Source organism: Kitasatospora sp. NPDC004723, from assembly GCF_040609255.1.
Taxonomy (GTDB): domain Bacteria; phylum Actinomycetota; class Actinomycetes; order Streptomycetales; family Streptomycetaceae; genus Kitasatospora.
In genome coordinates this window covers 1-20,154 of sequence record NZ_JBEXJT010000029.1, presented here as the reverse complement: position 1 = coordinate 20,154, position 20,154 = coordinate 1, and the positions used below count along the sequence as shown (strand labels likewise).

Annotated in this window: 16 protein-coding genes; 12 read left to right on the top strand and 4 right to left on the bottom strand. The window is 71.5% G+C overall.

Annotation, left to right across the window (positions count from 1 at the left end):
* Positions 1–6: 6 nt before the first annotated feature.
* The 3 genes from ABZW10_RS24850 to ABZW10_RS24840 all read right to left on the bottom strand — a co-directional run bounded on the left by ABZW10_RS24850 (position 7) and on the right by ABZW10_RS24840 (position 2,874).
* Positions 7–771, bottom strand: a complete 765-nt coding sequence (locus tag ABZW10_RS24850) for an ABC transporter ATP-binding protein (RefSeq protein WP_355369597.1) — start codon at positions 769–771, stop codon at positions 7–9.
* Positions 772–1,009: 238 nt separating this feature from the next.
* Positions 1,010–2,404, bottom strand: coding sequence for an aspartate aminotransferase family protein (locus tag ABZW10_RS24845; protein ID WP_355369595.1), 1,395 nt, complete (start codon positions 2,402–2,404; stop codon positions 1,010–1,012).
* Positions 2,401–2,874 carry an Lrp/AsnC family transcriptional regulator gene (locus tag ABZW10_RS24840; protein WP_030306695.1) on the bottom strand — a complete coding sequence of 158 codons (474 nt, stop codon included), beginning with the start codon at positions 2,872–2,874 and terminating at the stop codon, positions 2,401–2,403. The genes ABZW10_RS24845 and ABZW10_RS24840 overlap by 4 nt, the downstream gene beginning before the upstream one ends.
* 253 nt (positions 2,875–3,127) lie before the next feature.
* Here ABZW10_RS24840 and ABZW10_RS24835 point away from each other — a divergent pair, with 253 nt between their 5' ends.
* The 3 genes from ABZW10_RS24835 to ABZW10_RS24825 all read left to right on the top strand — a co-directional run bounded on the left by ABZW10_RS24835 (position 3,128) and on the right by ABZW10_RS24825 (position 7,435).
* Positions 3,128–4,621 carry a gamma-aminobutyraldehyde dehydrogenase gene (locus tag ABZW10_RS24835; protein WP_355369593.1) on the top strand — a complete coding sequence of 498 codons (1,494 nt, stop codon included), beginning with the start codon at positions 3,128–3,130 and terminating at the stop codon, positions 4,619–4,621.
* 180 nt (positions 4,622–4,801) lie between these two features.
* Positions 4,802–6,160, top strand: a complete 1,359-nt coding sequence (locus ABZW10_RS24830) for an aspartate aminotransferase family protein (RefSeq protein WP_355369591.1) — start codon at positions 4,802–4,804, stop codon at positions 6,158–6,160.
* Between the two features lie 132 nt (positions 6,161–6,292).
* Positions 6,293–7,435 carry a spermidine/putrescine ABC transporter substrate-binding protein gene (locus ABZW10_RS24825; protein ID WP_355369710.1) on the top strand — a complete coding sequence of 381 codons (1,143 nt, stop codon included), beginning with the start codon at positions 6,293–6,295 and terminating at the stop codon, positions 7,433–7,435.
* A 39-nt stretch (positions 7,436–7,474) separates the two neighbouring features.
* On the opposite strand, the gene ABZW10_RS24820 is transcribed toward ABZW10_RS24825, so the two are convergent.
* On the bottom strand, positions 7,475–9,124 hold the full coding sequence (locus ABZW10_RS24820) for a PucR family transcriptional regulator (protein WP_355369589.1): 1,650 nt from the start codon (positions 9,122–9,124) through the stop codon (positions 7,475–7,477).
* Between the two features lie 354 nt (positions 9,125–9,478).
* Here ABZW10_RS24820 and ABZW10_RS24815 point away from each other — a divergent pair, with 354 nt between their 5' ends.
* The 9 genes from ABZW10_RS24815 to ABZW10_RS24775 all read left to right on the top strand — a co-directional run bounded on the left by ABZW10_RS24815 (position 9,479) and on the right by ABZW10_RS24775 (position 19,834).
* Complete coding sequence (locus ABZW10_RS24815) at positions 9,479–10,990, top strand: gamma-aminobutyraldehyde dehydrogenase (RefSeq protein ID WP_355369587.1); 1,512 nt, start codon at positions 9,479–9,481, stop codon at positions 10,988–10,990.
* 51 nt (positions 10,991–11,041) lie between these two features.
* Complete coding sequence (locus tag ABZW10_RS24810; protein WP_355369585.1) at positions 11,042–12,298, top strand: spermidine/putrescine ABC transporter substrate-binding protein; 1,257 nt, start codon at positions 11,042–11,044, stop codon at positions 12,296–12,298.
* A 39-nt stretch (positions 12,299–12,337) separates the two neighbouring features.
* On the top strand, positions 12,338–13,480 hold the full coding sequence (locus ABZW10_RS24805) for an ABC transporter ATP-binding protein (RefSeq protein WP_355369583.1): 1,143 nt from the start codon (positions 12,338–12,340) through the stop codon (positions 13,478–13,480).
* Positions 13,477–14,406, top strand: a complete 930-nt coding sequence (locus ABZW10_RS24800; protein WP_355369580.1) for an ABC transporter permease — start codon at positions 13,477–13,479, stop codon at positions 14,404–14,406. Before ABZW10_RS24805 ends, ABZW10_RS24800 begins: the two co-directional genes overlap by 4 nt.
* Complete coding sequence (locus ABZW10_RS24795; protein ID WP_355369578.1) at positions 14,406–15,209, top strand: ABC transporter permease; 804 nt, start codon at positions 14,406–14,408, stop codon at positions 15,207–15,209. Before ABZW10_RS24800 ends, ABZW10_RS24795 begins: the two co-directional genes overlap by 1 nt.
* Before the next feature lie 80 nt (positions 15,210–15,289).
* Positions 15,290–16,684 (top strand): FAD-dependent oxidoreductase, encoded by a 1,395-nt coding sequence (locus ABZW10_RS24790; protein WP_355369576.1) that lies wholly within the window; start codon positions 15,290–15,292, stop codon positions 16,682–16,684.
* 152 nt (positions 16,685–16,836) lie between these two features.
* Positions 16,837–17,268 (top strand): hypothetical protein, encoded by a 432-nt coding sequence (locus tag ABZW10_RS24785; RefSeq protein WP_355369574.1) that lies wholly within the window; start codon positions 16,837–16,839, stop codon positions 17,266–17,268.
* 43 nt (positions 17,269–17,311) lie between these two features.
* Positions 17,312–18,076, top strand: a complete 765-nt coding sequence (locus ABZW10_RS24780) for a hypothetical protein (protein WP_355369572.1) — start codon at positions 17,312–17,314, stop codon at positions 18,074–18,076.
* Between the two features lie 234 nt (positions 18,077–18,310).
* A complete protein-coding gene (locus ABZW10_RS24775; protein WP_355369570.1) occupies positions 18,311–19,834 on the top strand; it encodes a CoA-acylating methylmalonate-semialdehyde dehydrogenase in 1,524 nt (507 codons plus the stop codon).
* Positions 19,835–20,154 lie beyond the last annotated feature (320 nt).

Genomic DNA, 20,154 nt, shown 5'->3' with positions numbered 1-20,154 from the left:
GCCCCCTCAGCGGCCGGCGGCCGGGACGGTGGTGACCCCGGCGGTGCCTGCGGCGGTCCCGGTGACGGCGGTGCGCGGCACGGGCGTGACGGGGCCGGTGAGGCGTCCGTCGACGAGGGCGACGGCGCGGTCCGCGTACCGGACGAGTTCCGGGTCGTGGGTGGCCAGCACGAGGGTGAGCTGGTGGGAGCGGGCCGCGCTGGTCAGTATCCGCAGGACCTGCTCGGCGGTGTCGCGGTGCAGCGGAGCGGTGGGGTCGTCGGCGAAGACGACCGGCGGGAGCGGGGCGAGGGCCCGGGCGACGGCGATCCGCTGGCGCTGGCTCTGCAGCAGCCGGTCGGGCCGGACCTTGGCGAGTTCGCCGATGTCCAGGCGCTCCAGCCACTCGTCGGCGGCGGTGTGGGCGGCCTTGCCACCGGCGCCGGCCAGCAGCAGCGGCAGGGCGACGTTCTCCCGGGCGGTCAGTTCGGGGACCAGGTGCGGCTCGGAGCCGACGAAGCCGAAGCGGTCGCGGCGCAGCCGTTCCCGGCCGGCCCGGCCGAGGGTGTGCACGGGGGCGCTGTTGAACCAGACCTCGCCCTCGTCGACGGGGAGCAGCGCGGAGAGGCAGCCGAGCAGGGTGCTCTTGCCGGAGCCGCGCGGGCCGGTGACGGCGAGGACCTCGCCCTCCCGGACCCCGAGCGAGACGCCGCGCAGCGCGGGGGTGCCGTGATGGGACTTGACGATCCCCCGGGCCCACAGCACGTCATTGTCAGGAGGGGCCGCTGCCATGAGGTTCCGTCCTGGGGGGCCGCAGGGATATGACAGTCGTCAGATTAGAACGATCGGGCCGGGGCGCGGGCGCGGCACACTGCTCCATCCGGGGCAAATCGCCCTTAATCAGGCGTGTTTGATCCGAAGTGCGGTCCGATGAACGCACTGCCCCGCCGTCGTTGGACGGAACGCCGCAGGGCGGCCCCGCCGAAGCGGGACCGCCCTGTGACTGAGGGTGGGGAAGAAAGCCGAAGGGTTAGAGCTTCGCCCACGCGTCGGTGAGGCTGGTCCGCAGGATCTGCTCGATCTCGTCGAAGGTCGACTGGTTCGAGATCAGCGGCGGGGCCAGCTGGATGACCGGGTCGCCACGGTCGTCGGCGCGGCAGTACAGGCCGTTGTCGAAGAGGGCCTTCGACAGGAAGCCGTAGAGGACGCGCTCGACCTCTTCGTCGTTGAACGACTCCTTGGTGACCTTGTCCTTCACGAGCTCGATGCCGTAGAAGTAGCCGTTGCCGCGGACGTCGCCGACGATCGGCAGGTCGCGCAGCTTGCCCAGGGTGTTCAGGAAGGCCGACTCGTTGTCGAGCACGTGCTGGTTCAGGCCCTCGCGCTCGAAGATGTCGAGGTTGGCCAGCGCCACCGCGGAGGAGACCGGGTGGCCACCGAAGGTGTAGCCGTGCAGGAAGGTGTTGTCGCCCTTGTAGAACGGCTCGGCCAGGCGGTCCGAGATGATCGTGGCGCCGATCGGGGAGTAGCCCGAGGTCATGCCCTTGGCGCAGGTGATCATGTCGGGCTGGTAGCCGAACTTGTCGGCGCCGAACATGGTGCCCAGGCGGCCGAAGGCGCAGATGACCTCGTCCGAGACCAGCAGCACGTCGTGGCGGTCGCAGATCTCGCGCAGGCGCTGGAAGTACCCGGGCGGCGGCGGGAAGCAGCCACCGGCGTTCTGCACCGGCTCGACGAAGACGGCCGCGACGGTCTCGGCGCCCTCGTTGAGGATGGCCACCTCGATCTCGTCGGCGCACCAGCGGCCGTAGGCCTCGGGGTCGACCGTGCCGTCGGGGCCCTCGAGGAAGGCCGGGGCGCGGTAGATGTTGGTGTTCGGCGCCTTGTGGGTGCCCGGCACCAGCGGCTCGAACGGCGCCTTCAGGCCCGGCAGGCCGGTGATCGACAGGGCGCCCTGCGGGGTGCCGTGATAGGCGACGGCGCGCGAGATGACCTTGTACTTGGTCGGCTTGCCGGTCAGCTTGAAGTACTGCTTGGCGAGCTTCCAGGCGGTCTCGACGGCCTCGCCGCCACCGGTGGAGAAGAAGACCTTGTTCAGGTCGCCCGGGGCGTAGTTGGCCAGGCGCTCGGCCAGCTCGACGGCCTTCGGGTGGGCGTAGCTCCACACCGGGAAGAAGGCGAGCTCCTTGGCCTGCTTGGCGGCGGCCTCGGCGAGCTCCTCACGGCCGTGGCCGGCCTGGACGACGAACAGGCCGGCGAGGCCGTCGAGGTACTTGCGCCCCTTGTCGTCCCAGACGTAGGTGCCCTCGCCCTTGACGATGGTCGGCACGGGAGAGTTCTCGTACGACGACATGCGGGTGAAGTGCATCCACAGGTGGTCGTAGGCGGTCTTGGAAAGGTCCTTCTGCGCCGGGTCGGCTGTCATCGGGTGCCCCAGGTGTAGGTCTGTTTCCGGAGCTTCAGGTAAACGAAGCTCTCGGTGCTCCGCACGCCGGGAAGCGCGCGGATGCGCTTGTTGATCATTTCGAGCAGGTGCTCGTCGTCCTCGCAGACCAGTTCGGCCAGGAGGTCGAACGAGCCCGCGGTGCAGACGACGTAATCGACCTCGTCGAGGGCGGCCAACGCGTCGGCGACGGGTTCGATGTCGCCCTCGACCCGGATTCCGACCATCGCCTGGCGGGTGAAGCCGACGGTGAGCGGGTCCGTGACGGCGACGATCTGCATCACGCCCTGGTCGAGCAGCTTCTGGACGCGCTGCCGCACGGCTGCCTCGGACAGGCCGACGGCCTTGCCGATGGCGGCGTACGGGCGGCGCCCGTCCTCCTGGAGCTGCTCGATGATCGCCTTGGAGGCGGCGTCGAGGGGAACGCTGGCGTTCCGGTCGCGGTTGGCCACGCCGCCACTGTGCCCGATCGTTCCCGTGTTCGCAAGCGAGGAAACTGCTGATTTCGTCGCGATCTTGGAAAACGCATGCGGATTTCATCGTCCGTGCGCCGTCGGCCTGTCGATACCGGCAGTCGTCGGGCTACCCTGGCTACGGTACGCGCGCGGCCCCGCAGCGCCGTGCGCATTCCGCCAAACCAGTGGACCGCGGCACTTGCGGCGCGGCCACTCGGCGCCCTTCGTCGGCCGGTCCGACCGACGTACCATGGCGCCGGATTCTGCAACGCCGCAGGCCGAGACCGAGGAGAGACCCGTGAGCGACCTTCGCACGCTGCGCAACTACATCAACGGTGAGTTCGTCGATGCGGCCGACGGCCGCACGCTCGACATCGTCGACCCCACCACCGGCGAGGTCTACGCGACGTCCCCGCTGTCCGGTGCCTCCGACGTGGACGCCGCCATGGAGTCCGCCGCGGCCGCGTTCCCGGTCTGGCGGGACACCACCCCGAGCACCCGGCAGAAGGTGCTGCTCAAGATCGCCGACCGGGTCGAGGACCGGGCCGACGAGCTGGTGGACGCCGAGTGTCGCAACACCGGCAAGCCGCGGGCGCTGACCCTCTCCGAGGAGATCGGCCCGATGGTCGACCAGATCCGGTTCTTCGCCGGTGCCGCCCGCCTGCTGGAGGGCAAGGCCGCCGGTGAGTACATGGACGGCATGACCTCGATCGTCCGCCGCGAGCCGGTCGGCGTCTGCGCCCAGGTCGCGCCGTGGAACTACCCGATGATGATGGCCGTCTGGAAGTTCGCCCCGGCCATCGCCGCCGGCAACACCGTGGTGCTGAAGCCCTCCGACACCACCCCGGCCTCCACCGTGCTGCTGGCCGAGATCATCGGCGGCGTGCTCAAGGAGCTGGAGCTGCCGGCCGGCGTCTTCAACGTGATCTGCGGCGACCGCGAGACCGGCCGTCTGATGGTCGAGCACAGCACCCCGGCGATGGCCTCCATCACCGGCTCGGTGCGCGCCGGCATCCAGGTCGCCGAGTCCGCCTCCAAGGACGTCAAGCGCGTCCACCTGGAGCTGGGCGGCAAGGCCCCGGTCGTGGTCTTCGAGGACGCCGACATCGCCGAGGCCGTCGAGGGCATCTCGGTGGCGGGCTTCTTCAACGCCGGCCAGGACTGCACCGCCGCCACCCGCGTGCTGGTGCACGAGTCGATCCACGACGCCTTCGTCGAGGCGCTGGCCAAGGCCGCCGCCGAGACCAAGACCGGTGGCGTGGACGACGAGGACGTGCTGTACGGCCCGCTGAACAACGCCAACCAGCTGAAGCAGGTCTCCGGCTTCATCGAGCGCCTGCCGGAGCACGCCAAGGTCGAGGCCGGCGGTCACCGGGTCGGCGACAAGGGCTACTTCTACGCCCCGACCGTCGTCTCCGGCCTGCAGCAGGACGACGAGATCATCCAGAACGAGGTCTTCGGCCCGGTCATTACCGTGCAGAAGTTCAACGACGAGGAGCAGGCCGTCGGCTACGCCAACGGTGTCGAGTTCGCGCTGGCCTCCTCGGTGTGGACCAAGGACCACGCCCGTGCCATGCGGATGTCGCGCCGCCTGGACTTCGGCTGCGTCTGGATCAACACCCACATCCCGCTGGTCGCCGAGATGCCGCACGGTGGCTTCAAGAAGTCCGGCTACGGCAAGGACCTCTCCTCCTACGGCTTCGAGGACTACACCCGCGTGAAGCACGTCATGACCGCGATCTAGCGGGTCGTGACCGTCGGCGCTGTATGACCGCGATCTGATGAGACATTGATCGCGTGATCGGACATAGGGCCCGGGTCTTCGTGACCCGGGCCCTCTGCCTTTGCACCCTGTCGGTGGGCGGCACGACCGGCTGACAGGATGGACCTCCATTTCGGTCCGACGAGTCCCTAGCCTTGCCGCATGAGCATCCCCACCGCTGACTCAGCCGCCGGCCAGGCCGTCAAGGCCGCCGACCGCGCGCACGTCTTCCACTCGTGGTCCGCCCAGGCGCTGATCGACCCCCTCGCGGTGGCCGGCGCCGAGGGCTCGTACTTCTGGGACTACGACGGCAACCGCTACCTGGACTTCTCCTCCCAGCTGGTCAACACCAACATCGGGCACCAGCACCCGAAGGTGGTCGCGGCGATCCAGGAGCAGGCGGCGAAGCTCTGCACCATCGCCCCCGGCTTCGCGGTCGAGTCGCGCAGCGAGGCCGCCCGGCTGATCGCCGAGCGCACCCCGGGCGACCTTGACAAGATCTTCTTCACCAACGGCGGCGCCGAGGCCAACGAGAACGCCATCCGGCTGGCCCGGCTGCACACCGGCCGGCAGAAGGTGCTCTCCACCTACCGCTCGTACCACGGCGCCACCGCCAACGCGATCGCCCTGACCGGCGACCCGCGCCGGTGGGCCAACGAGACCGGCGTCTCCGGCATCGTGCACTTCTGGGGCCCGTACCCGTACCGCTCCAGCTTCCACGCCGAGAACGAGGCGCAGGAGTGCGAGCGCGCGCTGGCCCACCTGGAGCAGATCCTCGCCTTCGAGGGTCCCGGGACCGTCGCCGCGATCATCCTGGAGACCGTGGTCGGCACCGCGGGCATCCTCGTCCCGCCGCCCGGCTACCTGGCCGGCGTCCGGGAGATCTGCGACCGCTACGGCATCGTCTTCATCCTCGACGAGGTGATGGCCGGCTTCGGCCGCACCGGTGAGTGGTTCGCCGCCGACCACTGGGGCGTCACCCCGGACCTGCTCACCTTCGCCAAGGGCGTCAACTCCGGCTACGTGCCGCTCGGCGGCGTGGCGATCAGCGCCGAGATCGCCGCCACCTTCGCCGAGCGCGCGTTCCCCGGCGGGCTCACCTACTCCGGCCACCCGCTGGCCTGCGCCTCCGCGGTGGCGACCATCAAGACGATGGCCGAGGAGGGCATCGTCGAGAACGCCAAGCACATCGGCGAGACCGTGCTCGGCCCCGGCCTGCGCGAGCTGGCCGAGCGCCACCCGTCCGTCGGCGAGGTGCGCGGCCTCGGCGTCTTCTGGGCACTCGACCTGGTGAAGGACCGGGAGACCCGCGAGCCGCTGGTGCCGTACAACGCGGCCGGCGCCGCCAACGCGCCGATGGCCGAGCTGGCCGCCGCCTGCAAGCAGCGCGGGCTGTGGCCGTTCGTCAACATGAACCGCTTCCACGTCGTCCCGCCGTGCACCGTCACCGAGGAGGAGGCGAAGACCGGCCTCGCCGTCCTCGACGAGGTGCTGTCGCTCACCGACGCGCACACCGTCTGACCCACCGACAGAACGGCCCCGGGCGCCACCCCCCGTGCGTCCGGGGCCGTTCCACGCCCCGGAGGCCCCACCATGCCCAGCACCACCCCGACCCGCCGCCCGAGCGGGGCCCGCCGTCCGACCCGCCGCCGGATGCTCGGCGCCACCGCCGGACTGTTCGGGACCGCGGCCCTGACCGGCTGCGGCATCCCGGCCGCCTACGTGGACGAGGACCGCCGCTCCGCCCCCGACCGCTCGGAGGGCGAGAAGCGGCTGGGCTTCTCCAACTGGACCCAGTACATCGACGTCGACGACGACGGCGGACGCCCGACCCTGGACGACTTCACCGAGCGGACCGGGATCAAGGTCACCTACACCGAGGACATCAACGACAACGACGAGTTCTTCGGCAAGATGGGGCCGGTGCTCACCCAGGGCACCGACCCCGGCCGCGACCTGATGGTGGTCAGCGACTGGATGGTCGGCCGCTACATCGGGCTCGGCTGGGTGCAGGCCGTCGACCGGGCCAACCTGCCCAACGTCACGGCGCAGCTGGACCCGCAGCTGGCCGACCCGGCGGTCGACCCCGGGCGCCGGCACAGCGTGCCCTGGCAGTCCGGGATCACCGGGATCGCCTACAACCGCAAGGAGCTGGGCCGCGAGCTGAAGTCCGTCTCCGACCTGTGGGCGCCCGACCTGAAGGGCCGGGTCACCCTGTTCGCCGGGCTGGACGAGGCGCTCGGCCTGCTGATGCTCTCGCACGGCGCCGACATCACGGCCTTCACCGAGGACGACGCCAACCGGGCGATGGACCTGGTGCAGCGGATGGTCGACAGCCGGCACGTGCGCCGCTTCACCGGCAACGACTACACCAGCGACCTGGCCTCCGGCGCCGCGCTGGCCTGCCAGGCGTACTCGGGCGACGCCGTCCAGCTCACCGCCGAGAACCCGGACATCGCCTTCGTGGTCCCGGAGGAGGGCGGTGAGCTGTGGGCGGAGAGCCTGCTGATCCCCAACCGGGCCGTGCACAAGCGCAACGCCGAGCTGCTGATCGACCACTACTACCGGCCCGAGGTGGCCGCCGAGCTGGCCGCCGCCGTGCAGTACATCTGCCCGGTGCCGGCCGCCCGCGAGGTGCTGGCGGCCAGCGGGGACCGGGAGAAGGCGGAGCTGGCGGAGCACCCGCTGGTCTTCCCGACCGAGGAGATGCGCGCCCGGCTGCACACCATGCGCGACGTCACCTCCGCCGAGCGGCCCGCCCTGCACAAGGTGTGGACCCGGATCACCGGCGTCTAGCTAGGCGTCCGCCGTCGCGGCGCACGGTCACCGGCGCACTCACCGGCGCACGGCGTCCAGCGCGAGCAGGGCGACGTGCAGGGAGAGGCAGGACTCGACCTGGTCGAGGTCGACGCCCAGGATCCGCTCGACCTTGTGCAGCCGGTCGTAGAAGGACGGCCGGGACAGGTGCGCGGCGTCGGCGGCCGCGGACTTGTTCCGGCCCTGCTCCAGGTAGATCCGCAGCATCTGCACCAGCTGGCCGTTGTGCTCGGCGTCGAAGGCGAGCAGCGGGCCCAGCTCCCGTTCCACGTAGGTCTGCAGCCGGGCGTCGTCGCGCAGCAGGTGCAGCAGGCCGCGCAGCCGTACGTCGGGCAGCCGGTAGTACGACGCCGCCCGGCCGCCGGGCCCGTCGTGCAGCGCGGCGTCGGCGACCTGGGTGGCCTCCAGCAGGGTGCGCCGGGCGTCGCGGACCGAGCCGACCGAGGAGCCGACCGCGACCACCGGCGCCGGCGCGGCCGGGTCCCGGGCCGCCTCGGCGGCCAGCCGGCGCAGCGCCGCGGCGAAGGCGTCCAGTGCGGCGTGCTCGTCCTGCTGCGGGCCGAGCGCGATCAGCACGCCGACGCCCTCGTCGTCCAGCGCGCCGACCAGCGCGGAGAGCCGGCAGGTGCGGACGGCGCTCGCCGCGAGTTCGGTGAAGTCTCGCAGCCGGGCCTGTGCCTCCAGCGCGGCGGGAATCGGGCCGCGCCGCTGGCGCAGCACCGCGCCGACCAGCCGCCGTCCCTCCAGCGGGACGCCGAGCGCCTGGGCGCGCAGCGCCACGTCGGAGACGGTCAGCGCATGGGTGAGGATGCCGGAGAGCAGGGTGCGGTGGGTCTGCCGCTCCAGGCTCTCCCGGTCGCGGACCACCAGCCGGTTGAGCGCCAGCGCGGAGGCACCGCGCTCCAGCAGCATGGTGTACGGGTGCGGGCCGCCCTCCGGCAGCGGTCCCGGCTCCTGCACCAGCACCAGCCGCCCCCAGTCCTGGCCGCGGGCGCCGACGGTGGTGACCAGCCAGCCGCTGCGGGGGTCGTGGCCGGTGCGCCCGGTCGGGCGCACGCCCCGCGAGCGGCGCTCCCAGTCCTCCAGCAGCTCGGCCTCGGGCCGCCCGGCGGGGTCGTGGGTGAGCACCTGGTGGGCGAGGTTCTCCAGGACGACCGGCGAGCCCGCGATCCGGGCCACCTGCCGGACCACCTCGGACGGTTCGGCGCCCTCCACGACCAGCTCGTTGAAGACCTGGTGGATCGCCTCCGAGGTGCGCAGCTGCTCCAGCTGGGCGTTGACCACCAGGGCGTGCACCGCCTCGGTGACGGCGACGAAGCGCAGCTCGCGGCGGAGCGCGATCAGCGGCAGTCCGCGCTGCTCGGCGGCGTGCACCAGGGCCCGCGGCAGGGTGTCGAAGTAGCGCCGGCCGTACTCGATGACCAGCCCGGCGGCGCCGATGTCGGCGAGCTCGCGCACGTACCGGGCCAGCCCCTCGCGGTCCTCGGGCAGGGCGATGCCGGTACTCAGCACCAGCTCGCCGCCCTGCAGCATGCCCGCGACGTCGGGCAGCTCGCTGACGTGCACCCAGCGGACCGGACGTTCCAGGTGGTCGGCGCCGGCCACCACCTGGGGCAGGCCGCGGCGCATCACCTCCAGGTCGAGCACATGGGCGACGGTGGGGAGCAACGCGGCCTCCAGGGTTCAGAGTGTCAGGCAATCATCCATCGCGGCGACGATCTGTTGCCCTGCCCGAAGCCTTGCACCTTGTAAGGCGCTTCGCGCCGAGGTTGTCGCAGTGACCCTTGTCACGCCCCCGCGGCAGCGGGCATGGTCAGCGAGTCGGCAATGGTGAGACCTGGACAGCACCGGTGATCAGCCGGTTTGATGCCCCGCACCGGATCCCCGCACCCCGCGCCCCCGCACCCGGCCCGTTCGGTCGGAGGGCGCCGGTGCGGCCCTCGGCCCGCCGACGAGTGCGGCACGGCGGGGCCGGCACGGCCGTCCGTGCGGCACACGAACCACCGGGACTTGGAGGAAGTTATGGACCTGACCGACTTCGGCGCGGGCGCGCAGTACATCGCGGGCCGGCGGAGCCGGGGGAGCGGTGCTCCCTTCCAGGTCGTCAACCCGGCCGACGGCAGCGTCGTCGAGGAGGTCGCCCTGGCCTCCACCGAGCAGGTCGACGAGGCCGTGGCCGCCGCCCGGGCCGCCCTGCCCGGGTGGGCCGGTGCCACCCCCGGTGCCCGCTCCGAGGCCCTGACCCGGCTGGCCGCGATCCTCACCGACGCGGCCGGGGACCTGGCCCGGGTCGAGACCGCGCAGACCGGCAAGCCGATCAAGCTCTCCACCGAGTTCGACGTGCCCGGCACCATCGACAACACCGCCTTCTTCGCCGGGGCCGCCCGCAACCTGGAGGGCAAGGCCGCGGGCGAGTACTCCGGCGACCACACCTCGTACGTGCGGCGCGAGGCGATCGGCGTGGTCGGCTCGATCTCGCCCTGGAACTACCCGCTGCAGATGGCCGCCTGGAAGGTCCTGCCGGCCATCGCGGCGGGCAACACCATCGTCCTCAAGCCGGCCGAGCTGACCCCGCTGACCTCGCTGATGTTCGCCCGGGCCTGCACCCTGGCCGGCATCCCGGACGGCGTGGTCAACGTCGTCACCGGCGCGGGGCGGGTCGCGGGGGAGCACCTGGTCGCGCACCCGGACGTCGCCATGGTCTCCTTCACCGGCTCCACCGCGGTGGGCAAGCGGGTCGCCGAACTCGCCACCGCGACCGTCAAGCGCACCCACCTGGAGCTCGGCGGCAAGGCCCCGTTCGTGGTCTTCGACGACGCCGACCTGGACGCCGCCGTGCACGGCGCGGTCGCCGCCTCGCTGATCAACGGCGGTCAGGACTGCACCGCGGCCACCCGCGCCTACGTCCAGCGGCCGCTCTACGACGCCTTCGTGGCCGGCGTGGCCGAGCTGTACGGCGCGATCCGGCTGGGCGACCCGCTCGACCCGCGGACCGACCTCGGCCCGCTGGTCTCCTTCACCCACCGCGACCGGGTGGCCGGCTTCGTCGAGCGCGCCCGCGGCTACGCGACCGTGGTCACCGGCGGCGCCGCCCCCGCGAAGGGCCACGACGGCAGCGACCTCACCCGCGGCGCCTACTACCGCCCCACCCTGATCACCGGCGCCGCCCAGGACAGCGAGGTCGTCCAGGGCGAGATCTTCGGGCCGGTCCTGGTCGTGCTGCCCTTCGACAGCGACGACGAGGGCCTGCGGCTGGCCAACGACACCCCCTACGGCCTGGCCGCCTCGGCCTGGACCGGCAATGTGCACCGCTCGCTGCGCGCCACCCGCGAGATCGCGGCCGGCTGCGTCTGGGTCAACGACCACATCCCGATCATCAGCGAGATGCCGCACGGCGGCTACAAGTCCTCCGGCTACGGAAAGGACATGTCGCAGTACTCGCTGGACGAGTACACCCAGGTCAAGCACGTCATGTTCGACACCACCGCGGTCGCCCGCAAGGACTGGCACCGCACCGTCTTCGGAGACAGATAACCGGACCGGGTGGTCCCCCACACCCCCTTCGCCCCCCAGGAGGCCCGTCCCATGGCGTTCAACGAGCTCACCGACGGACTGTCGGAACCGGTCCGCAAGGCCTGGGAACGCAGTCTGACCAGTGGCCGGGCCGCCCTCAGCAGGCGTACCGTGCTGCGCGCCGCCGCCCTCACCGCCGGCGCGGGCTCACTGGCCGCCTGCGGCATCCCGCCGGCCAGGACCGTCAACGGGACCGGCGACTCCACCGCGAACGCCGCCAAGGACCTCTCGGAGAGCGAGCGGGAGGTGAACTTCTCCAACTGGCCGCTCTACATCGACGCCGACGAGAACGACAAGGAGAAGCACGGCACCCTGGAGGCCTTCACGGCCGCCACCGGGATCAAGGTCAAGTACACCGAGGACGTCAACGACAACGTCGAGTTCTTCGGCAAGGTCAAGCCGCAGCTCGCGGCCGGCCAGGACACCGGCCGCGACCTGATGGTGCTCACCGACTGGATGGCCGCCCGGATGATCCGCCTCGGCTGGGCGCAGAAGCTCAACCCGGCCAACGTCACCACCGCGATCACCACCGTCGACTCCCGCTTCCGCGCCCCGGACTGGGACCCGGGCCGGCTCTACAGCTACCCGTGGGCCGGCATCCAGGTGGTCGTCGCCTACAACAAGCGGGCCACCAAGGGGAAGGAGGTCACCAGCGTCGCCCAGTTGCTGGAGGACCCCGACCTCAAGGGCCGGGTGACCTTCCTCTCCGAGATGCGCGACAGCATCGGCATCACCCTGCTGGACATGGGCAAGGACCCGGCGAAGTTCACCGCCGACGACTACGGGGCCGCCGTCGCCCGGCTGCAGAAGGCCGTCGACAACAAGCAGATCCGCCGCTTCACCGGCAACGACTACGGCCAGGAGCTCTCCTCCGGCGACATCGCGGCCTGCGTCGCCTGGGGCGGCGACCTGATCCAGCTGCGGGCCGACAACCCCGACATCGAGTTCGCCATCCCCGAGAAGGGCTTCGTGAGCAGCACCGACAACCTGTTGGTCCCGGCCAAGGCCCAGCACAAGACGAACGCCGAGAAGCTGATCGACTTCTACTACCAGCCGAAGATCGCGGCCCGGCTGACCGCGGGCATCGGCTTCGTCTCCGCCGTCGCCGGCATGAAGGAGGAGCTGGCCGCCATCGCCCCGGACAGCGCGGCCAACCCGCTGGTCGTCCCCACCCCCGAGATGGCGGCCAAGGCGCACGTCTTCCGGACCCTCACCGAGACCGAGGAGAGCGACTTCGAGGAGAAGTTCTCCAAGCTCATCGGCGCCTGACCCCCACTGACGGCAGAGAAAACCAGAGAGACACCACCCATGACAGAGCAGCAGAGCTCCGCGGCCGCCGGCGGCGATGTCCGCCTCACCGGCATCGGCAAGACCTACGGCTCCTTCACCGCCGTCCACCCGCTGGACCTGACCGTCCCGCAGGGCTCCTTCTTCGCCCTGCTCGGCGCCTCCGGCTGCGGCAAGACCACCACCCTGCGGATGATCGCCGGCCTGGAGGAGCCCACCAGCGGCACCGTCCTGATCGGCGGCCAGGACGTCACCGCGCTCCCCCCGTACAAGCGGCCGGTGAACACCGTCTTCCAGAGCTACGCGCTCTTCCCGCACCTCGACATCTTCGAGAACGTCGCCTTCGGCCTGCGCCGCCGCGGCAAGAAGGACGTCAAGAAGCAGGTCGACGAGATGCTCGAACTGGTCGAGCTCGGCCAGTACGCCCGGCGCAAGCCGCACCAGCTCTCCGGCGGCCAGCAGCAGCGCGTCGCCGTCGCCCGCGCGCTCATCAACCACCCCCAGGTGCTGCTCCTCGACGAGCCGCTCGGCGCCCTCGACCTCAAGCTCCGCCGCCAGATGCAGCTGGAGCTCAAGCGGATTCAGACCGAGGTCGGCATCACCTTCGTGCACGTCACCCACGACCAGGAGGAGGCCATGACCATGGCCGACACCATCGCGGTGATGAACGGCGGCCGGGTCGAGCAGCTGGGCGCCCCCGCCGAGCTCTACGAGAACCCCGCCACCACCTTCGTGGCCAACTTCCTCGGCCAGTCCAACCTGCTGGCCGCCGAGGTCGCCGGCGGCGCCGGCGAGGACCTGCTGCTAACCGCCGCCGGCGCCCGGCTCACCGTCCCCAAGGCACGCTGCGCCACCGGCGCCACCCGGGTCCACCTCGGCGTGCGGCCGGAGAAGATCACCATCGAGCACGGCTCCACCGAGGTCGCCGACGGCCGCAACCGGCTCGCCGGCACCGTCGTCGACTCCAGCTTCATCGGCGTCTCCACCCAGTACCTGGTGCGCACCGACGGCGGCCAGGAGGTCACCGTCTTCGAGCAGAACATGGAGCGCGACGCCCGGATCGTCCCCGGCGCCCCCGTCGTGCTGCACTGGAACCCGGCCCACTCCTTCGCCCTGGACGCCGCCCAGGCGATCGACGCGGGCACCGGGGAGGCCGCCGCATGACCGCCACCACCCCGGCCGCGCCACCCCAGGTCGTCCCCCTCCCCGCGGCGGAGCCCAAGCCCCGGCGGCGGCTCACCCCGTACTGGCTGCTGCTGCCCGGCATAGCCTGGCTGGTCGTCTTCTTCGCGGTGCCGCTGGTCTACCAGGGCTCCACCTCGCTGCAGACCGGCTCGCTGGAGGACGGCTTCCGCGTCACCTGGCACCTCGCCACCTACTGGGACGCCCTGGTCGAGTACAAGTGGCACTTCGTGCGCTCGTTCGGCTACGCCGCCACCGCCACCGTGCTCTGCCTCGCCATCGGCTACCCGCTCGCCTACACCATCGCCTTCAAGGTGAGCCGGCGCTGGCGCAACGTCATGCTGATCCTGGTCATCGCGCCGTTCTTCACCAGCTTCCTGATCCGCACCCTCGCCTGGAAGACCATCCTCTCGGACGGCGGCCCGGTGGTCGGCGCGCTCGACGCCCTGCACGTCCTCGACGTCACCTCCGCCCTCGGCCTCACCGAGGGGGACCGGGTGCTCGCCACCCCGCTCGCCGTGGTCTGCGGCCTCACCTACAACTTCCTGCCGTTCATGATCCTGCCGCTGTACACCTCGCTGGAGCGGATCGACCCGCGCCTGCACGAGGCCGCCGGCGACCTCTACGCCCGCCCGTTCACCACCTTCCGCAAGGTGACCTTCCCGATCTCGCTGCCCGGCGTGGTCGCCGGCACCCTGCTCACCTTCATCCCCGCCTCCGGCGACTACATCAACGCCCAGCTGCTGGGCTCGCCGAGCGAGCAGATGGTCGGCAACGGCATCCAGAAGCAGTTCCTGAACGTGCTCGACTACCCCACCGCGGCCGCGCTGAGCTTCATCCTGATGGCCCTGATCCTGGGCATCGTGACGGTCTACATGCGCAAGGCCGGGACGGAGGAACTGGTCTGATGTCCCGAGTGATCGCCTGGATCCGCCGCAACCTGGTGGTGCTGGCCGGCCTGCTGGCCCTCGCCTACCTGGTGCTGCCCAACCTCGTCGTGCTGGCCTTCTCGTTCAACAAGCCGGTCGGCAAGTTCAACTACGAGTGGAACGAGTTCTCCACCGACGCCTGGACCGATCCCTGCGGCGTGGCCGACATGTGCCAGTCGCTCTCGCTCAGCCTGCGGATCGCGGTCTCCGCCACCATCGGCGCCACCGTGCTCGGCACCATGGTCGCCTTCGCCCTGGCCCGCTACCGCTTCCGCGGCAAGGCCGCCACCAGTGCGATGATCTTCCTGCCGATGGCGATGCCCGAGGTCGTGATGGCCGCCTCGCTGGGCACCCTCTTCCTCAACATGCGCATCCCGTTCGGCTTCACCACCATCCTCATCGCGCACATCATGTTCTGCCTCAGCTTCGTGGTGACGGCGGTCAAGGCCCGCGTGATGAGCATGGACCCGAGGCTCGAACAGGCCGCCCAGGACCTCTACGCCACCCCCGTGCAGACCTTCCTGCGGGTCACCCTGCCGCTCGCCGCCCCCGGCATCGCGGCCGGCGCGCTGCTCAGCTTCGCGCTCTCCTTCGACGACTTCATCATCACCCAGTTCAACTCGGGCCCGACCACGGTCACCTTCCCGATGTTCGTCTGGGGCGCCTCGCAGCGCGGCATCCCGGTCCAGGTCAACGTCATCGGCACCGCGATGTTCATCGCCGCCGTCGCGCTCACCGTCGGCGGCCAGTGGCTCGGGAACCGCCGCAAGGCCACCGCCTGACCCACCCGGCCGCCCGCCCGGCGTACCGTCGGGAGGCGGTCGATCACCATCACCAATGTGTAGAAAGTGGCTGATAATGCATGGATTCCGCCCGCGCACTCAGTGACGCCAGGCCCACCCCCTTCTGGCTGGAGGACCCGGGCCGGCCGGCAGCACTGCCCGCCCTGGTCGGCGACACCACCTGCGACCTGCTGGTCGTCGGCGGTGGCTACTCCGGCCTCTGGACCGCGCTCATCGCCAAGGAGCGCGACCCCGCACTGGACGTCGTCCTGGTCGAGGGCAAGGAGGCGGGGTGGGCCGCGTCGGGGCGCAACGGCGGATTCTGCGCGGCCAGCCTGACCCACGGCTTCGGCAACGGCCTGCAGCGCTGGCCCTCCGAACTCGGACAGCTGGAACGCCTCGGCGCCGCCAACCTGGACGGCATCGAGAGCACCCTGGAGCGCCACGGCATCGACGCCGAGTGGGAGCGCACCGGCGAGATCGACATCGCCACCCAACCGCACCAGCTCGACGAACTGCACGAGGTGGCCGAGGCCGTCGCCCGCTACGGCCTCGACATCACCGTGCTCGACCGCGACGAACTGCGCGCCCAGGTCGACTCGCCGACCTTCCTCGGCGGGATCTGGGACAAGGACGGCGTGGCCATGGTCCACCCCGCCAAGCTCGCCTGGGGCCTCAAGCAGGCCTGCCTGGCCCAGGGCGTGCGGATCTTCGAGCACACCCCGGCCACCGCCCTGCGCGAGCACGGCGCCGGCATGGCCGTGCGCACCCCCTACGGCCGGGTCCTGGCCGGCAAGGTGGCGCTCGGAACCAACGCCTTCCCGTCCCTGCTCAAGCGCGTCCGTCCGTACATCGTCCCGGTGTACGACTACGCGCTGATGACCGAGCCGCTCACCGCCGAGCAGCTCGCGGCCATCGGCTGGCAGGGCCGCCAGGGACTCAGCGACAGCGCCAACAAGTTCCACTACTTCCGGCTCTCCGCCGACAACCGGATCCTCTGGGGCGGCTACGACGCCGTCTACCACTTCGGCGGACACCTCCGGCACGAGTACGACCAGCGGCCGGAGACCTTCCGCACCCTGGCACGGAACTTCTTCCACTGCTTCCCGCAGCTGGAGGGCCTGCGCTTCACCAACGCCTGGGGCGGCGCGATCGACACCTGCAGCAGGTTCTCCGCCTTCTTCGACACCGCCCACCGCGGCAAGGTCGCCTACGCCGCCGGCTTCACCGGCCTCGGCGTCGGCGCCACCCGGTTCGGTGCCGAGGTCATGCTCGACCTGCTCGCGGGGGAGCGCACCGAGCGCACCGAACTGGAGATGGTCCGCCGCAAGCCGCTGCCGTTCCCGCCCGAGCCGGTCCGCTGGGCCGGCATCGGGATCACCACCCGCTCGCTGGAACACTCCGACCGCACCGGCGGGCGGCGCAACCTCTGGCTGCGCACCCTGGACCGGATAGGGCTCGGCTTCGACAGCTGATTCCCGCCACTTCCCGGGCCGCTGCCCCGAACGGGTCGACGGCGGCGCGAAGCGTGTAAGAGAGACCCGCCGTCCCCCTCTCGTTGGTGACGGCGGGTCTCCACGCGTTCCGCCGCCACCGAACGCACCGACGCGCAGAGCGGGGACAGCACATGGAGATCACCGGACTGGACTGGCTGGCCCAGGCCGCACCCGACCCGGCGGCCTTCCGGGAGCAGTGGGAGCGCACCGGCCTCGGGCTGGTGCTGCTCCCGGCCGGGCGGCACTGGGACGTCCTCTCCGTCCCCGCCCGACTCGGCCGGCCGGCCGCCGACCTCCTCGGCGCCGGCGCCTGCGGGCCGGTCCTCGCCGACTTCGGCGACGAGCACGTCGGCTTCCTGGTGCCCGTCGGCACCGCCGCCCGGTGGATCGGCACCGGCGTGCGCTGCGTGGGGGAGGGCACCTGGGTCGTCGTCCCCCACCCCGACCGCCGCGGCGGGGGCGTGCGCTGGCTCGTCCCGCCCGACGGCACCGGACGGCTCAGCGACCCGGTCCTCCTGGAGCTCGCCCTGCACGAGGCCGCCGCCGCACTCGGCGACCGGTGACCGTCCGGCCGCGCCGCCGCGCGCGGCGCGCCAGACTGGAGGGGTGACCACCGCCCCGGACGCCGTCGGCGCGTCCCTCCACCCGGGCCCGGCCCAGCTGCGCCTCGCCGAGCTGGCCCGGCCGGTGTGCGACCGGCACGGGCTCGCCCTGGCCGGCGGCCACGCGCTGCGCGCCCACGGCGTCCCGGCCTGCGACCAGGACGGACTCACCCTGGTGGCCGCCGGTGCCACCGATCTGCCGCAGACCGCCGCCGACCTGGCCGCCGCCTACCGCGCGGCGGGTGGCGGGGTCGCGGAGCGCCCCGGCACGCCCCGGCTGGAGCAGCTCTCGGTGCGGCTCGTCCTGGGCGGACGGGCGCACACCGTCGAGCTGCGCAAGGAGCCGCTGGGCCACCGTCCGGTCCGGATCGGCCTCGGCGGGCCGTCCGACACCCCGCCGACGGTGACCGTCGTCGCCCTGGAGGACGCCGCCGCCCTCACCACCGCGCTGCTCGTCGACCGCGCCCTGCCCCGCGACCTGATCGACGTGCACGCGCTCACCGCCTGCTACCGCGAGGGCGAACTGCTCGCCATGGCCACCGGGCTGGACACCGAGTTCCAGCCCACCGCGCTCGCCGAGCGGCTGGAGACGCTGGCCGAGGCCGCCGACGGCCGGTTCCGGGCACGCGGTCTGCCCGCCGGGGAGGTCGACGAACTGAAGCGGTGGGCACTGGCCTGGGCGCAGGACCTCCGGCTGGACCTGCTGGAGACGCAGGAGGCGGCGGACGGCCTGCACGATCCCTACCTGGAGGACCAGGAGGAGGCCTGAGCGTCCACTCGGCCAACCCGGACGTCCGTCACCCGGAAGGCGGCTCTGTCCGACGACCTGTAAGGCTGAATCCTCGATCCCCGTCAGCCTGTTCGTTGAGACCGCCCGGAGCGGCCAGCAGACTGGAACGTGAGCGCGGTAGCCCCCGTGACCCCGCCGCCCGTTCTCGGACGGGTGGCGCCACACCAGGGACCGGTGGCGTCAGGCCGCCCCGACTTCGGAGGCAGACGGACCTTGAGCAAGCACATCACCCACTGGATCGGCGGCCGGCCGGTCGCCACCGCCGGTGCCGCGCCCCGCCGCGGTGACATCTTCGACCCGGCCACCGGCCGGGTCACGGGCCAGGTCGACTTCGCGGAGGTCGTGGAGGTCGACCAGGCGGTCGCCGCCGCCGCCTCGGCCTTCACCGAGTGGCGCACCACCTCGGTCGCCAAGCGCGCCACGGTGCTCTTCTCCTTCCGCGAGCTGCTCAACGCCCGCAAGGACGAGCTCGCCTCGATCATCGTCGCCGAGCACGGCAAGGTGCACTCGGACGCGCTCGGCGAGATCGCCCGCGGCCTGGAGGTCGTCGAGTACGCCTGCGGCATCCCGCAGCTGCTCAAGGGCGGCTACACCGAGCAGGCCTCGACCGGCGTCGACGTCTACTCGATCCGCCAGCCGCTCGGCCCGGTCGCGATCATCTCGCCCTTCAACTTCCCGGCCATGGTGCCGATGTGGTTCTTCCCGATCGCCATCGCGGCCGGCAACACCGTGGTCGTCAAGCCCTCCGAGAAGGACCCGGCCGCCGCCAACTTCCTCGCCGAGCTGTGGAAGGAGGCCGGTCTGCCCGACGGCGTCTTCAACGTCGTGCACGGTGACAAGGTCGCGGTCGACCGCCTGCTGGAGCACCCCGACATCAAGTCGGTCAGCTTCGTCGGCTCCACCCCGATCGCCCGCTACGTCTACGAGACCGGCACCCGCTACGGCAAGCGCGTGCAGGCCCTCGGCGGGGCCAAGAACCACATGCTGGTCCTGCCCGACGCCGACCTCGACCTCAGCGCCGACGCCGCCGTCAACGCCGGCTTCGGCGCGGCCGGCGAGCGCTGCATGGCCGTCTCGGTCCTGGTCGCCGTCGACCCGATCGGCGACGAGCTGGTGGAGAAGATCAGGCAGCGGATGGCCACCCTCACCGTCGGCCCCGGCTGCAACGGCGAGTCGGAGATGGGCCCGCTGGTCACCGGCCAGCACCGGGACAAGGTCACCTCCTACGTGGAGTCCGGCCTCGCCGACGGCGCCGAGCTGGCCGTCGACGGCCGCAAGCACCCGGTCACCGCCGAGGACCGCGACGGCACGCCGACCGCGGACGGCTTCTGGCTCGGCCCCACGCTGTTCGACCACGTGAAGCCCGGCATGTCCGTCTACACCGACGAGATCTTCGGTCCGGTCCTCTCCGTGGTGCGGGTCGCCTCCTACGAGGAGGGCCTCGCCCTCATCAACGCCAACCCGTACGGCAACGGCACCGCCATCTTCACCAACGACGGCGGTGCGGCCCGGCGCTTCCAGTACGAGGTGGAGGTCGGCATGGTCGGCATCAACGTGCCGATCCCGGTCCCGGTCGCCTACTACTCCTTCGGAGGCTGGAAGGCCTCGCTGTTCGGCGACACCCACGCGTACGGCCAGGACGGCGTGCAGTTCTTCACCCGCGGCAAGGCGGTCACCCAGCGCTGGCTGGACCCGTCGCACGGCGGTATCAACCTCGGCTTCCCGACCAACAACTGAGTCGGGGGCGACGCAGGCCGGTCCGTGGGTGCGCGGGCCGGCCTGCGGCATGCCCGGGAGTTTCCCTGGCGTTTGCCTTCGGACGAGAACCGGCGTAGTGTTCCCTAGTCGCTCGGCAGGGAGCACCGGACACGCATCGGCGCGGACGGTCCCGGAGCGGCCAATCCTCTGGAAATGTCTACGCCTCCCCGGCATGGGGTTTATTCGGCGTGTGCATTTTCGGGAATTGCGGCCGGATTCGCTTTTCGGAGCGGTGATCGGCTAGAGTTTGAAACGTCGGACGGGGCGTCAAGCCGCAGAAGACGCCAGCGAGTTGGATG

What these genes read in the sequence shown, in the direction of transcription:
- ABZW10_RS24805 (WP_355369583.1), top strand. Translation starts at nt 12,338, where the DNA reads ATGACAGAGCAGCAGAGCTCCGCGGCCGCCGGCGGCGATGTCCGCCTC.
- ABZW10_RS24835 (WP_355369593.1), top strand. Translation starts at nt 3,128, where the DNA reads ATGGCGCCGGATTCTGCAACGCCGCAGGCCGAGACCGAGGAGAGACCC.
- ABZW10_RS24790 (WP_355369576.1), top strand. Translation starts at nt 15,290, where the DNA reads ATGGATTCCGCCCGCGCACTCAGTGACGCCAGGCCCACCCCCTTCTGG.
- ABZW10_RS24810 (WP_355369585.1), top strand. Translation starts at nt 11,042, where the DNA reads ATGGCGTTCAACGAGCTCACCGACGGACTGTCGGAACCGGTCCGCAAG.
- ABZW10_RS24850 (WP_355369597.1), bottom strand. Translation starts at nt 771, where the DNA reads ATGGCAGCGGCCCCTCCTGACAATGACGTGCTGTGGGCCCGGGGGATC.
- ABZW10_RS24785 (WP_355369574.1), top strand. Translation starts at nt 16,837, where the DNA reads ATGGAGATCACCGGACTGGACTGGCTGGCCCAGGCCGCACCCGACCCG.
- ABZW10_RS24845 (WP_355369595.1), bottom strand. Translation starts at nt 2,404, where the DNA reads ATGACAGCCGACCCGGCGCAGAAGGACCTTTCCAAGACCGCCTACGAC.
- ABZW10_RS24800 (WP_355369580.1), top strand. Translation starts at nt 13,477, where the DNA reads ATGACCGCCACCACCCCGGCCGCGCCACCCCAGGTCGTCCCCCTCCCC.
- ABZW10_RS24815 (WP_355369587.1), top strand. Translation starts at nt 9,479, where the DNA reads ATGGACCTGACCGACTTCGGCGCGGGCGCGCAGTACATCGCGGGCCGG.
- ABZW10_RS24795 (WP_355369578.1), top strand. Translation starts at nt 14,406, where the DNA reads ATGTCCCGAGTGATCGCCTGGATCCGCCGCAACCTGGTGGTGCTGGCC.
- ABZW10_RS24830 (WP_355369591.1), top strand. Translation starts at nt 4,802, where the DNA reads ATGAGCATCCCCACCGCTGACTCAGCCGCCGGCCAGGCCGTCAAGGCC.
- ABZW10_RS24825 (WP_355369710.1), top strand. Translation starts at nt 6,293, where the DNA reads ATGCTCGGCGCCACCGCCGGACTGTTCGGGACCGCGGCCCTGACCGGC.